Source organism: Nocardia sp. NPDC004573 (genome assembly GCF_053602135.1).
This window is the reverse complement of record NZ_JBSGDA010000015.1, coordinates 69,161-81,463: the sequence shown is the minus strand read 5'-3', so window position 1 is coordinate 81,463 and position 12,303 is coordinate 69,161. Positions and strand designations below refer to the sequence as shown.

Here is a 12,303-nt window from a genome sequence, read left to right as displayed (position 1 = left end):
CCCGAGTCCACACGACCCGGGGCCCGCTTTGCCTTGTTCAGGCCATTCCGGAGCGGTTCAGCCGCGCCGGAACTCTCCCGTCGAGACCCCCACTAGGAATGCATCCCACTCGCCCGGCGCAAAGCCCAAGACCGGGCCACTTCCACTGTCCTTCGTGTCACGAACCGCGACATTGCCGTCGACGAGGAAAGCGACTTCCACGCAGTTCCCATCCGGACCGCTGTATGTGCTCTTGCGCCACACAGCGCCCGCCCAATCAACCTCCACGGCACTAGCTCCTTTGCTGCGTCGAGAGCGAGATTTCTCCTGACATCGTTCCAGCTAGCATCGGTACCCGACTGGAAAGCCGAATCCCGTGGTGCACCCCACGCCGGAGCGCACATTCCCGGTGCGTCGATATCGCACATCGAGTTCGAGAGGAAATTAACCTCGCGCGGGGCCTCTCCCCGCGCGGTAACCCTAGCAGGTCCTTCGAAAGTTTGCCCGGCTCTTGCCTATTCAATCATCGCAACCACACAAGTTTGCGAAGCATGAGAGTTGCGGGAACATTGCCAGCTCCTGGCATTCATTCCACACACCGATGATCCACAATGTTTTTAACGGATGTTATTGCTCTGTTATCGGCGGACAATTCGCGCGCCCTCCCCGCCCGCGTCGACGTGCGCACAGCGACCGTGCATGATGGATTCTATGGTCGAACGCGCTCGCGACGACGCAGGTCGCGCCCGTAATGCCCGTCCGCGCGACCGCCTCGGGCGACCGCTGCCGCTCGGCAGCACCGGGGTTGCCCGAATTCCGGACGATCTCGAACTTCCACCCCAGCAAACCTTGACCTTCGCCCAGCAACTGCTGGACGACGGACTCGCATTCAATGCACACGAGGTTTTAGAGGCCGCGTGGAAGAACGGACCGTTCGCCGAGCGGATGCTGTGGCAGGCGCTGGCGCAGTTCGCTGTCGGACTAACCCACATACAACGAGGAAATCCCAAGGGGGCGCGTACACTGCTCGCCCGCGCGGTGTCGCGGTTGACGGCATACCAACCGGAGGGCGGCCGAGCGCCCTACGGTATAGACCTCCCCGGATTGGTCGCTCACGCCGAAGCGCTGCTCGCCGCGCTGGAGGCGGGCGCCGAGCCGTCGGACGCCGACCTGCGGCCGCGTCTGCGCGGCTGAGCGCGACGCTCCTACCATGGCCGACGTGCGCACCTCATCGTCTACCGGCAGAGCCCGTGACTGAGCCGGGTGCGGGCCGGTACGCGCCGAGCCCGTCCGGGGACCTGCACTTGGGCAATCTCCGCACGGCACTGCTGGCGTGGGCGTTCGCGCGTTCCACCGGTCGGCGCTTCCTGCTGCGGATCGATGACCTGGACAGAGTGCGTCCCGGTGCGGAGCAGCGGCAAGTGGACGACCTCGCCGCGATCGGCGTGGACTGGGACGGACCGGTGGTACGCCAGTCGGAACGGTTGCCGCAGTACGCGGCAGCCATCGAACGCCTCACCGCCGCCGGGCTGACCTATGAATGCTTCTGTACCCGAAGGGAAATACAGAAAGCCGCGACAGCACCGCACGGGCCGATGGGCGCCTACCCCGGCACCTGCCGCGCGCTGAGCGCCGCCCAGCGCGACCGGCTGCGCGCCGAGGGCCGCCCGGCCGCCTTGCGCCTGCGCGCCACGACCACCGAATTCGAGGTGCGCGACGAACTGCACGGTCGCTACCGAGGCCCGGTCGACGACGTGGTGCTGCGGCGTGGCGACGGCATCCCCGCCTACAACCTCGCCGTCGTGGTGGACGACGCGGGACAGGGCGTCGACCAAGTGGTGCGCGGCGACGACCTGCTGCCGTCGACGCCGCGGCAGGCATACCTGGCGACGCTGCTCGACCTGCCGGTGCCGCACTATGCCCATGTGCCGCTGGTGCTCAATCCGCAGCGACGGCGCCTGGCGAAACGGGATGGGGCGGTGACACTCCGCGAACGGTTGGCGCTCGGCAACACGCCGGAGGAAGTAGTCTCGGCACTGGCCGCTTCGCTCGGCTTCACCGCGACATCGTCGTCCGAGCTGCTCGCGCGTTTCGACGCCCGGCGGCTGCCCCGCGAACCGTGGATACTCGACGTTCATGGGTTGTTGCGAAGCAGCCCATGTCCGTAACGTACGCATCGTCCAACTACTGATCAATCGACGAGGACAAATAACTATGACAAGCGGTGGGTACGACCCCAACCAGTATCCGCAGGGCGGGCAGCCGTACGGGCAGCAGCCGTACCCGCAGGGGGGTGACCAGTACGGGCAGCAGCCTCAGTACGGCCAGCAGCCCCAGTACGGGCAGCAGCCGCAATACGGCCAGCAGCAGCAGCCTCAGTACGGGCAGCAGCCGCAATACGGCCAGCAGCAGCCCCAGTACGGGCAGGATCCCTACGGTCAGTACCCGCAGCAGCCCGGGTTCAACAACTACGGCGGCCAGCCGGGTGACCTCGGCACCCGCATCGGCGCCCGCGTCATCGACGCGATCATCCTGTACATCCCGTACTTCATCCTGTACGTCCTGGTCGACAACTCGCTGGGCCTGACCATCGGTCTCGGCCTGGTGTGGACCTTGGTTCAGCTCGGCTACTTCGTCGGCATGGAGACCTCGCAGGGCACCACGCTCGGCAAGAAGATCCTCGGCCTGAAGGTGCTCGCCCCGGGCGGCGCCGCGAAGATCGACCCGGTCACCTCGCTGAAGCGCAACATCTTCATCGCGGCGAGCATCATCCCGTGCGTCGGTGGCCTGATCTCGCTCGTCCTGGCGATCTACATCATGGTCACCATCTCGCAGGATCCGAACAAGCAGGGCTGGCACGACAAGTTCGCCGGCGGCACCCAGGTCGTCAAGGCCTGATCGCCACCGCGGCACAGAACAGGGGGCGCACCCGATTCGGGTGCGCCCCCTGTCGGTTTCCCGGCCGTGCCGCTACGCGCTGGTCGCGCCCGCGATGATCACGACGACGAACCACAGGATGCCGAGCACGATCGCGCCGACACCGATCCAGATGCCTGCGAGCGCCATGCCGCGCCCTTCCTGGCCGCTCTGCTTGATCTGGTTGAGGGCGACCACGCCGAGGATGATCCCGACGATCGAGCCGAGCCCGCAGGTGACGAACCCGACCAGCGAGGAGATCAGCGCACCGATCGCCATGCCGTTGGTGCCCTGCGCCGGGACTCCGTAGGGCTGATAGGGAGTCTGATAGCCGTAGCTCGGCTGCGGATACGGCTGCCCGGGCTGTTGATAGGACGGGTACTGCGGCTGCGGAGGCGGCGTCATCGGCTGCGAGGGTGGCTGAACCGGATATTGCGGCGCCGACGGGTAGCCCGAGGGCTGCTGCTCCGGGCTCGGATACTGCGGGACCGAACTCTGGCCACCGGACTCCGGCGACACGCCTTGGCCGCCGTACTGCTTCCACCACTCGTCGGAATCGCCGGGATTCGTCATTGCTACAGCGTATTCCACAACCTGGTTGGATGATGCGGGTGAGTGAGTCGAAAACCACCCAAGAGCACGGCGGGCCTGGGCGCCCCGCGGACCATGCGGCATTTGCCCAGGTCGCGCGGGGGTACTACGCACCGATCGTGGCCCTGTTCACTGCGACACTGATCATTTCCAACATCTGCGCCACCAAGGGGGTGGAGTTCTTCGGCGACCGGTCGGTGTCGCTGGGACCACTGCAAATCTTGCCGATCGCCACTGATGGCGCCTTCTTCCTGTTCCCGCTGGCCTACATCCTCGGCGACGTACTGAGCGAGGTGTACGGCTTCCGCGCCACCCGCCGCGCCATCTACTACGGCTTCGCCGCACTGCTGCTGACGGTGGTGTGCTTCGCCATCGCGATCCGGCTGCCCGCCGCGAGCTTCTACGAGAACCAGGAGGCGTTCCGCACCGTCCTCGGGACGACGCCGCGGCTCGTCGTCGCGGGCCTGGCCGGATACTTCGTCGGCCAGTTGCTGAATTCCGCGACGCTGGTGCTGATCAAGGAGCGGACGAAGGAAAAGTACCTGTGGGCCAGGCTCATCGGATCGACCATCGTCGGCGAGTTCGCCGACACGCTGATCTTCTGCTCGATCGCCGCCGGCGCCATCGGAATCGACACCTGGCAGCAGTTCGCCAACTACGTGATCGTCGGTTTCCTCTGGAAGACCCTCTGCGAGGTGATTGTGCTTCCGGTCACCTATCGGGTGATCGCGTTGCTCAAGAAGTACGAACCCAGCTACGCGCCGACCGGAGCGGATCCGCTGCACACTTGACGCATTCCGGCGAGTACCCCTGCAGGGCGCGGGCCATGTGAGACGACCGCAGAACAGTGAAGCCAGCGGTCGTCCACCCGGCCCGCGCCCTCCGTCGTTTCACGCACCACTCCAACGGCCCAGAGTCTCGGCCTTGTGCTCATCGAAGTAGCCGCCTTCGATGCTGTCGCGGATGCGATCGACCAGGCGGACCGTGAACCGCTCGTTGTGAATCGTGCACAGCGTGGCGGCGAGCATCTCCTTGGCCTTGAACAGGTGATGCAGGTAGGCGCGCGTGTAGTTGGCGCAGGTGTAGCAGTCGCAGTTCTCGTCTATGGGCGTGAAGTCGCGACGGAAGCGGCTGGTGTTGATGTTGAACCGGCCGGTGTCGACGTAGATGGCGGCGTTGCGAGCGACCCGGGACGGGTTCACGCAGTCGAAGGTGTCCGCGCCGTTCTCGATGGCGTTGAAGACGTCCTCCGGTTCGCTGATGCCGAGCATATGCCGCGGCTTGTCCTCGGGCAGCTCGTCACAGCACCAACCGACGATGGCGCCCAGGTTGTGTTTCTCCAGCGCGCCGCCGATGCCGTAGCCGTCGAATCCCGTTCCCGCGCTTCCGCGAATCGATTCGAGCCCGCGACATGCCTTCCGGCGCAGGTCCTCGTACTGCGCGCCCTGGATGACAGCGAACAGAGCCTGGTACGGACGGTGCGTGCGAGCGGTGGTCAGCCGCTCGTGCTCGTCGATGCAACGCTGCGCCCACTCGTGCGTGCGCTGAACCGATCGCTCCTGGTAGGCACGGGTATTGAGGAGCGTGGTGAGTTCGTCGAAGGCGAACATGATGTCGGCGCCGAGCTGGTGCTGGATGCCCATCGACACCTCGGGCGTGAACCGGTGCGTCGACCCGTCGAGGTGGGAGCGGAAGGTGACGCCGTCGTCGTCCACGGTGGCCAGCCGCTCCTTGCCGGGCGCGATCACGTCGTCGCTGCGCACGTCGACCGCCTCCATCGCCAGCACCTTCTTGAAGCCGACACCCAGTGACATCACCTGGAATCCGCCGCTGTCGGTGAAGGTGGGCCCGCGCCAGTTCATGAACGCGCCGAGCCCGCCGGCCTCGTCCACGATGTCCGCGCCGGGCTGCAGGTAGAGGTGGTAGGCGTTGGCCAGCAGCGCCTGGGCGCCGAGTTCCCGCATGGTCTCCGGCAGCACCGCCTTGACCGTCGCCTTGGTGCCCACCGGGATGAACGCGGGCGTGGCGATCGGCCCGTGCGGCGTGGCGATCACACCGGACCGGCCGTGCCGCCCGTCCAGGCGAGTACCGACGGTGAAGGAGAACGATTCGGGACCGGACACCCCGCTATCCTCGCAGTTCGGCGCCCGCCGCCCGAACCAGGCCACCGCTCGCCGGCATCGCGGCGCGGTCAGCCGGGTTTCCCGGCGCGCGACACCCGCTCGGTTTCCGCTTGGTGCACCGCCAGCGCGGTGCGCAAGAAGTCGAGCGCGGTGCGCAGTTCGCCGGTGTCGAAACGCAGGAGAGCCTCGGCCCCGGCCACGCCCACCGGCTCGAAGATCTCTCGCGCGACCTTCCTGGCCCGCATGGTGCCTTCGATCAGTATCCGCCGCCGATTACCGGGATCTTGTGCCCGAGTCACGAATCCGGCCCGCACCAGCCGGTCGACGACAGTGGTGGTGGCGGCGGGGCTCAGTCGCAGCGCGGCACTGAGCTCCCCCGCCGCCAGCGGCCCACGCGCCAGCACGATGTCCAGGCATCGCAGGTCGGTGCGGTTCAAGCCCAGGCGCACGGCGGCGGCCTCGTCGAACGCGTCGAAACTTTGCTGCAGCAGCCGCAACTCCTGCGCGATCTCGGCGATCAACTCATCTTTCGACATTCGAAACTTTCTGCTAGAGTACATTTCGATAATCGAATCTTAGCACCGGAAGGTACCCGTCATGAACGTGACACTCGATCAGCAGCGCACCGACGAGAGCGCCCTGCGCAGCCTGTTCGACGCCCTCATGCGGACCTGGACCGCCAACGACGCCACCGCCTACGCAGCCCTGTTCACCGAGAGCTCGGACTACGTGTCCTACGACGGCACCCGGGCCACCGGTCGCGCCGAGCACCAGGACAACCACGACAAGCTCTTCCGCGGCGTCCTGGCCGGTTCGGCACTGGTCGGCGAGCTCGAGTCGATCCGATTCGTCGCCCCGGACGTCGCGATCGTGCACGGCACCGCCTCGGTTCTGATGCCCTGGCGGTCCCACCTGCCCGAGCGCCGCCGGTCCCGCCAGACTCTGGTGACCGTTCGCACGGACCAGGGCTGGAAGATCACCGCGCTGCACAACGGCCGCGTCCGCCCGGTGCGCATCCCCGAGCCGCACTCCTTCCCGTCCCGCATGTCCCAGCTCATGAGCCGAATCGCCCGCCGCCTCGGCCTGGGCCGGAATCGATCGTGACTTGCCCGCGCACGAACCCATCGACAACCGACACGCCCGTCGTCGCGAACCGTCGGCCACGACACCTCCGGGCAGACCGGCCCACGCGCAGCCCTCGAGCCACAGGCCATCCGCGCCCCGCCTTACGGCGAACCCGGGTAGTGCGATCGAACTCCACGCGCCCCGCTCACCTCAACTACGTCTTTCGAGCGAAGCGAGACCGAGCATCGCCGTTCGCGGCCCGGCTCGCGTCCGAGCGGCCGCCGCGTCCGCGACGAAGTCGCAAGCGGCGGTCGCTCGGATGCGAGCCACTAGGGGGCCGGGAACACCCAGCGCCGCAGGCGCTGGCAAACCAACACAGCCGCCGGATTAGTTGGCGTTCAGCAGGTCGATCACGAAGACCAGCGTCTTGCCCGAAAGCCGATGACCGGCGCCGGCCGGACCGTAGGCCAGCTCCGGCGGGATGGTCAGCTGACGGCGCCCGCCGACCTTCATCCCGGGGATGCCGTCCTGCCAGCCCTGGATCAGGCCGCGCAGCGGGAAGGTGATGGACTCGCCGCGGTTCCAGGACGAGTCGAACTCTTCGCCGGATTCGAATTCGACGCCCACGTAGTGCACTTCCACGGTGCCGCCTGGCACCGCTTCCTTGCCCGAGCCTTCGATGATGTCCTTGATCACCAGCTCGGTGGGCGCGGGCCCTGCCTGGAACTCGATCTCCGGTTTGGTCATGCGGCTATCCCCTTCGATAGGTGATGGATGGATTTCGTCAGCGGTTGTTGATCTCGCGGTAGTCGCGAGCGCCGTAGCCGGTGTAGATCTGCCGGGGACGGCCGATCTTCAGCGGTTCGCTGTGCATCTCGCGCCAGTGCGCGATCCAGCCGGGGAGCCGGCCCATCGCGAACAGCACGGTGAACATGCGGGTCGGGAAGCCCATCGCCTTGTAGATGACGCCGGTGTAGAAGTCGACGTTCGGGTACAGGCGGCGCTCGATGAAGTAGTCGTCGGTGAGTGCGGCCTCTTCCAGGGCCTGGGCGATGTCGAACAGCTCGTCGTGGCCGCCGAGCTTGCTGAGGATGGCGTCGGCGTGCTTCTTGGCGATCGAGGCGCGCGGGTCGTAGTTGCGGTAGACGCGGTGGCCGAAGCCCATGAGCTTCACCCCGTCTTCCTTGTTCTTGACCTTGCGAATGAACTCCTTGACGTCGCTGCCGGTGGCCTTGATGCCGTCGAGCATCTCCAGCACGGCCTGGTTCGCGCCGCCGTGCAGCGGGCCCCACAGCGCGTTGATGCCGCCGGACACCGAGGTGAACAGGTTGGCATCGGACGAGCCGACCAGGCGCACGGTGGAGGTGGAGCAGTTCTGCTCGTGGTCGGCGTGCAGGATCAGCAGCATGTCCAGCGCGGCGGCGACCTCGGGGTCCACCTCGTAGGGCTCGGCGGGGAAGCCGAAGGTCATCCGCAGGAAGTTCTCGACCAGGCTCAGCGAGTTGTCCGGGTAGAGGAACGGCTGGCCGACCGACTTCTTGTACGAGTAGGCCGCGATGGTGGGCAGCTTGGCCAGTAGTCGGATGGTGGACAGCTCGACCTGTTCGGGATCGCGGGGGTCCAGCGAGTCCTGGTAGTAGGCCGACAGCGCGTTCACCGCCGAGGACAGCACCGGCATGGGGTGCGCGTTGCGCGGGAAGCCGTCGAAGAACCGCTTCAGGTCCTCGTGCAGCAGGGTGTGCCTGCGGATGCGGTCGGTGAAGTCCTCGAGCTGGGCCTGGGTGGGCAGCTCGCCGTAGATCAGCAGGTAGCTGACCTCGATGAAGGTGGAGGCGGCCGCGAGCTGGTCGATGGGGTAGCCGCGGTAGCGCAGGATGCCCGCCTCACCGTCGATGTAGGTGATGGCCGACTTGGTCGGGGCGGTGTTCATGAAGCCCGGGTCGTACGTCACGTACCCGGTGCTGGCCAGCAGCTTTCCCAGCTCGATCCCGTCGTTGCCCTCGGCGGCCCTGGTGACCGTCATCGGGAACTCGCCGCCGGGGTAGGAAAGAACCGGCTTGGCGTCGTCGTCGACGTTGATGATGTTCTCAGCGGGCACGGAAGGATCCCTCTCAGGCTTGAACCACAGGCACCGGCACGGTGGCGCACGATGCGCTTGCCTCAACGCTAGCCGTTGACCGACGCGGACAATACCGGAGGGTAGTCCTGCGGCGGCTCACAAACACGTCCCGGCGCGGTGAGGTCCCACAGCCACGGCGGAACGCGATCGCCAGGTGCTCGCGCCGCACGTCACGCGGCGATTTCGGCATGAGCGCGAGCGACACGGTAACGCGTGAAGGCCGGAAACGCGAGTGCCGCGAGCACCACGCCCACGACCACGAGCGCGCCGCCGCCCGCCGCGGCTACAGCGGTACCCAGGCTCGCCGCCGCGAAACCGTGGGCAACATCACCGATGCGCGGGCCACCCGCGACCACCACGGTGAACACCCCTTGCAGCCGTCCGCGCAGATCGTCGGTGGCCACCGTCTGCAGCATCGTCACCCGGAGTGCGGCCGAGACCATGTCCACCGCGCCACCGAAAGCCGAGCACACCAAAGCGATCCACAGCCCGGCCCCGACGCCGAGGCCGTGGCCGGTGAGGCCGACGGCGAGGCCGAAGCCGACCATGGCCAGCCCCCACAGCGCGATGCAGACCAGCACGGCGAGGCCCTGCCTGCGGATGCGCGGAATCCAGCCGGAGAACACCCCGCCGAGCACCGCGCCCGCCGACATCGACGCGAACAGCAAACCCAGCGCGACGCCGCCGGTGGCCGGGTCGCCGAAGGTCTCGTGCGCGATCTGCGGGAACAGCGCGCGGGGCATGCCGAACACCATGGCGATCACGTCCACCGCGAACGACGCGAGCAGCACCCGCTGTGTGGCCAGGTAGCCGAAACCCTCCAGCACGGTGCGGAATCCGGCCCGGCGCACCGTCCCGGTGGGCGGCAGCGCGGGCAGCCGCCACACCGCCCACAGGGTGGCCAGCAGCGCGACGGCGTCGATCAGATAGAGCGTGGCGAGCCCGACGACCGGGATGAGCGCACCGGCCAGCACCGGCCCCGCGATGGCGCCGAACTGCATCACCGTCATGTTCAGCGAATTGGCGGCGGCGAGTTGGTGTTCCGGGAGCAGCCGCGGGATGGTGGCGCTGCGGGTGGGCTGGTTCACCGCGAAGAACGCCTGCTGCACGGCGAACAGGCCGAGCACGATCCACACGTTGTCCACCCCGGCCGCCGCTTGCAGCCAGAAGGCCAGCGCCGTGAGCCCGGTGCCCGAATTGGTGATCAGCAGGAGCTTGCGCCGATCGAGGACGTCGGCCAGCGCGCCGCCCCACAGGCCGAACACGACCAGCGGCACCAGGCCGAACAGCCCGGCCAGCCCCACGTAGCCGGAGCTGCCGGTGATCTGGAAGATCTGCTGCGGCACCGCGACGACGGACAGTTGCGCGCCGATCATGGTGACGATGCCCGAACTCCACAGGCGTCGATAGTCCGGATTGCGCAGTGGAGTGGTGTCGGCGAGCAGTTTCACTGCCGCAGCGTAATCAGTCCTCCGGCCCGGCCCGGCGCGAGAATTCTCACGCCGGGGCTGGGAATACGTCAGGGCTGCAGGCGCTCCACCGTGGTCGCGTCACCCTCGATCCGCACCCGGATGCGGTTGTGCAGACGCCCGCGCCTGCCCTGCCAGAATTCGACCTCGTCGGGACGGACCAGGAAACCGCCCCAGTGCGGCGGGACCGGGATCTCGTCGACATCGGCGAACCGCGCGGTCGCCTCGGCCAGCGTGCGGTCCAATTCGGCCCGCGAGCCGATCGGCTGGGACTGACGGGAGGCCCAGGCGCCCAGTTGCGAGTCCCGCGGCCGGGAGCGCCAGTACGCCGCCGTCGTCTCGGCGGGGACCCGCTCGACCGCGCCGCGCAGGTGCACCTGCCGGCCCAGCGCGGGCCAGACGAAGGTGACCGCGGCGTACGGGACGGCGGTCAGCTGGGCGCCTTTGGCCGAGTCGTAGTTGGTGTAGAAGATCACGCCTTCGGGGGAGAGTCCTTTACACAGCACGGTCCGCGCGACCGGCCGCGGCGTGCCGTCGGCCAGCGAGACCGTGGCCAGCACCATGGCGTTGGGTTCGGCGATGCCCACGGCGGTGGCCTGTTCGATCCAATGCCGCAGCAGCGGCTCCCAGCCCCCGGCGAGCCAGGTCTCGTCCAAGTCGACGTCGTCGTTGCCGCCGTGTGGAAGGCCGCCGTAGTCGACCCGCATAGCCGCCAGATCCGATGAATTGTCCAGGTCACGCATGGGCCAGACGTTACTCCGCAGTAGCAGGGAGCTAAGGTTTTGATGATCGGCATGTACTCGTCAAATCCGACATCTTCCCATCGGCGAGAACGTGCGACCCAAGCGCAAGGAGAGTCGTGACATGACTACCAGCCCCGCGGTTTCCGGTGGGCAGGCCACCGTTCCCAGCGATTTCGTCAGCGGCCTCGAGGGCGTGGTGGCCTTCACCACCGACATCGCCGAACCCGACAAGGACGGCGGCGCGCTGCGCTATCGCGGCGTGGACATCGAGCACCTGGTCGAGGGCCGGGTGACCTTCGGTGACGTGTGGGCCCTGCTGGTCGACGGATCGTTCGGGCGCGGCCTGCCGCCCGCCGAGCCGTTCCCGCTGCCCGTGCACACCGGTGACGTGCGCGTCGACGTGCAGGCGGGGCTGGCGATGCTCGCGCCGATCTGGGGGTACCAGCCGCTGCTGGACATCGACGACGAGACCGCGCGCGAGAACCTCGCCCGCGCCTCGGTGATGGCGCTGTCCTACGTGGCGCAGTCGGCGCGCGGCATCTACCAGCCCGCCGTCCCGCAGAAGAAGATCGACGAGTGCACCACGGTCACCGAGCGCTTCATGACGCGCTGGAAGGGCGACCCGGACCCGCGCCACACCGAGGCCATCGACGCCTACTGGGTCTCCGCCGCCGAGCACGGCATGAATGCCTCCACCTTCACCGCCCGGGTGATCGCCTCGACCGGCGCCGACGTCGCCGCCGCGCTGTCCGGCGCGATCGGCGCCATGTCGGGCCCGCTGCACGGCGGCGCGCCCGCCCGCGTGCTGCCGATGATCGAAGAGGTCGAGCGGACCGGCGACGCACGGGCCCTGGTCAAGGGCATCCTGGACCGCAAGGAGAAGCTGATGGGCTTCGGCCATCGGGTCTACCGGGCCGAGGACCCGCGCGCCCGCGTCCTGCGCGCCACCGCGAAGCGACTGGCCGCGCCGCGCTACGAGGTGGCCGCCGCACTGGAGCAGGCCGCCCTGGCGGAACTGCGCGAACGCCGCCCCGACCGCGCCATCGAGACCAACGTGGAGTTCTGGGCCGCGGTGATCCTGGACTTCGCCGAGGTGCCCGCGCACATGATGCCCGCCATGTTCACCTGCGGCCGCACCGCGGGCTGGTGCGCGCACATCCTGGAACAGAAACAACTGGGCAAACTGGTCCGCCCGGCGGCCATCTACACCGGCCCCGGCCCCCGCAAGCCCGAAGAGGTCGAAGGCTGGGCCACCATCGCGCACACCTGACCCACCGCATCGCTAGGTCCGCGAGCCG

The 12,303-nt window shown here is 67.8% G+C and carries 14 protein-coding genes; 6 read left to right on the top strand and 8 right to left on the bottom strand.

Translation table 11 applies throughout. The features are described 5' to 3' along the window. Window positions 1–57: 57 nt before the first annotated feature. Window positions 58–243 (bottom strand): DUF397 domain-containing protein, encoded by a 186-nt coding sequence (locus tag ACWEKR_RS22880; RefSeq protein WP_357435561.1) that lies wholly within the window; start codon window positions 241–243, stop codon window positions 58–60. Between the two features lie 447 nt (window positions 244–690). Between ACWEKR_RS22880 and ACWEKR_RS22875 the strand changes: the two genes are divergently transcribed. The 3 genes from ACWEKR_RS22875 to ACWEKR_RS22865 are packed head-to-tail and all read left to right on the top strand — an operon-like array spanning window position 691 to window position 2,877. Beyond that, window positions 691–1,173: a DUF309 domain-containing protein gene (locus ACWEKR_RS22875; protein ID WP_159844551.1), complete on the top strand. Its 483-nt coding sequence runs from the start codon at window positions 691–693 to the stop codon at window positions 1,171–1,173. A 56-nt stretch (window positions 1,174–1,229) separates the two neighbouring features. Next, a complete protein-coding gene (gene gluQRS, locus ACWEKR_RS22870) occupies window positions 1,230–2,147 on the top strand; it encodes a tRNA glutamyl-Q(34) synthetase GluQRS (protein ID WP_195084945.1) in 918 nt (305 codons plus the stop codon). Window positions 2,148–2,193: 46 nt separating this feature from the next. Then, on the top strand, window positions 2,194–2,877 hold the full coding sequence (locus tag ACWEKR_RS22865) for an RDD family protein (protein WP_195084946.1): 684 nt from the start codon (window positions 2,194–2,196) through the stop codon (window positions 2,875–2,877). A gap of 72 nt (window positions 2,878–2,949) precedes the next feature. On the opposite strand, the gene ACWEKR_RS22860 is transcribed toward ACWEKR_RS22865, so the two are convergent. Beyond that, complete coding sequence (locus tag ACWEKR_RS22860) at window positions 2,950–3,468, bottom strand: DUF4190 domain-containing protein (RefSeq protein WP_159844559.1); 519 nt, start codon at window positions 3,466–3,468, stop codon at window positions 2,950–2,952. A gap of 29 nt (window positions 3,469–3,497) precedes the next feature. On the opposite strand from ACWEKR_RS22860, the gene ACWEKR_RS22855 reads away from it, so the two are divergent. Then, window positions 3,498–4,277 carry a queuosine precursor transporter gene (locus tag ACWEKR_RS22855; protein WP_452356180.1) on the top strand — a complete coding sequence of 260 codons (780 nt, stop codon included), beginning with the start codon at window positions 3,498–3,500 and terminating at the stop codon, window positions 4,275–4,277. 99 nt (window positions 4,278–4,376) lie between these two features. Here ACWEKR_RS22855 and tgt read toward each other — a convergent pair whose 3' ends face one another. Further along, window positions 4,377–5,609, bottom strand: a complete 1,233-nt coding sequence (gene tgt, locus ACWEKR_RS22850) for a tRNA guanosine(34) transglycosylase Tgt (RefSeq protein WP_281919224.1) — start codon at window positions 5,607–5,609, stop codon at window positions 4,377–4,379. A gap of 68 nt (window positions 5,610–5,677) precedes the next feature. After that, window positions 5,678–6,145 (bottom strand): MarR family winged helix-turn-helix transcriptional regulator, encoded by a 468-nt coding sequence (locus ACWEKR_RS22845; protein ID WP_452356179.1) that lies wholly within the window; start codon window positions 6,143–6,145, stop codon window positions 5,678–5,680. Window positions 6,146–6,206: 61 nt separating this feature from the next. Here ACWEKR_RS22845 and ACWEKR_RS22840 point away from each other — a divergent pair, with 61 nt between their 5' ends. Beyond that, complete coding sequence (locus ACWEKR_RS22840; protein WP_452356178.1) at window positions 6,207–6,713, top strand: SgcJ/EcaC family oxidoreductase; 507 nt, start codon at window positions 6,207–6,209, stop codon at window positions 6,711–6,713. Window positions 6,714–7,061: 348 nt separating this feature from the next. On the opposite strand, the gene ACWEKR_RS22835 is transcribed toward ACWEKR_RS22840, so the two are convergent. From ACWEKR_RS22835 to pdxH, 4 genes are all read right to left on the bottom strand, one after another. Next, complete coding sequence (locus ACWEKR_RS22835) at window positions 7,062–7,421, bottom strand: FKBP-type peptidyl-prolyl cis-trans isomerase (protein ID WP_043719293.1); 360 nt, start codon at window positions 7,419–7,421, stop codon at window positions 7,062–7,064. Window positions 7,422–7,458: 37 nt separating this feature from the next. After that, entirely contained in the window at window positions 7,459–8,772 is a 1,314-nt protein-coding gene (locus ACWEKR_RS22830) for a citrate synthase (protein ID WP_280474233.1), read from the bottom strand. Between the two features lie 191 nt (window positions 8,773–8,963). After that, window positions 8,964–10,244 (bottom strand): MFS transporter, encoded by a 1,281-nt coding sequence (locus ACWEKR_RS22825; RefSeq protein WP_452356177.1) that lies wholly within the window; start codon window positions 10,242–10,244, stop codon window positions 8,964–8,966. A gap of 68 nt (window positions 10,245–10,312) precedes the next feature. Beyond that, on the bottom strand, window positions 10,313–11,005 hold the full coding sequence (gene pdxH / locus ACWEKR_RS22820; protein ID WP_159843348.1) for a pyridoxamine 5'-phosphate oxidase: 693 nt from the start codon (window positions 11,003–11,005) through the stop codon (window positions 10,313–10,315). A 121-nt stretch (window positions 11,006–11,126) separates the two neighbouring features. Between pdxH and ACWEKR_RS22815 the strand changes: the two genes are divergently transcribed. Further along, on the top strand, window positions 11,127–12,275 hold the full coding sequence (locus tag ACWEKR_RS22815) for a citrate synthase 2 (RefSeq protein ID WP_159843346.1): 1,149 nt from the start codon (window positions 11,127–11,129) through the stop codon (window positions 12,273–12,275). Window positions 12,276–12,303 lie beyond the last annotated feature (28 nt).

Excerpts from the sequence above, each read along its gene's own strand:
- ACWEKR_RS22875 (WP_159844551.1), top strand. The coding sequence starts at position 691 with ATGGTCGAACGCGCTCGCGACGACGCAGGTCGCGCCCGTAATGCCCGT.
- ACWEKR_RS22865 (WP_195084946.1), top strand. The coding sequence starts at position 2,194 with ATGACAAGCGGTGGGTACGACCCCAACCAGTATCCGCAGGGCGGGCAG.
- ACWEKR_RS22860 (WP_159844559.1), bottom strand. The coding sequence starts at position 3,468 with ATGACGAATCCCGGCGATTCCGACGAGTGGTGGAAGCAGTACGGCGGC.
- ACWEKR_RS22855 (WP_452356180.1), top strand. The coding sequence starts at position 3,498 with ATGATGCGGGTGAGTGAGTCGAAAACCACCCAAGAGCACGGCGGGCCT.
- ACWEKR_RS22845 (WP_452356179.1), bottom strand. The coding sequence starts at position 6,145 with ATGTCGAAAGATGAGTTGATCGCCGAGATCGCGCAGGAGTTGCGGCTG.
- ACWEKR_RS22840 (WP_452356178.1), top strand. The coding sequence starts at position 6,207 with ATGAACGTGACACTCGATCAGCAGCGCACCGACGAGAGCGCCCTGCGC.
- ACWEKR_RS22835 (WP_043719293.1), bottom strand. The coding sequence starts at position 7,421 with ATGACCAAACCGGAGATCGAGTTCCAGGCAGGGCCCGCGCCCACCGAG.
- pdxH (WP_159843348.1), bottom strand. The coding sequence starts at position 11,005 with ATGCGTGACCTGGACAATTCATCGGATCTGGCGGCTATGCGGGTCGAC.
- ACWEKR_RS22815 (WP_159843346.1), top strand. The coding sequence starts at position 11,127 with ATGACTACCAGCCCCGCGGTTTCCGGTGGGCAGGCCACCGTTCCCAGC.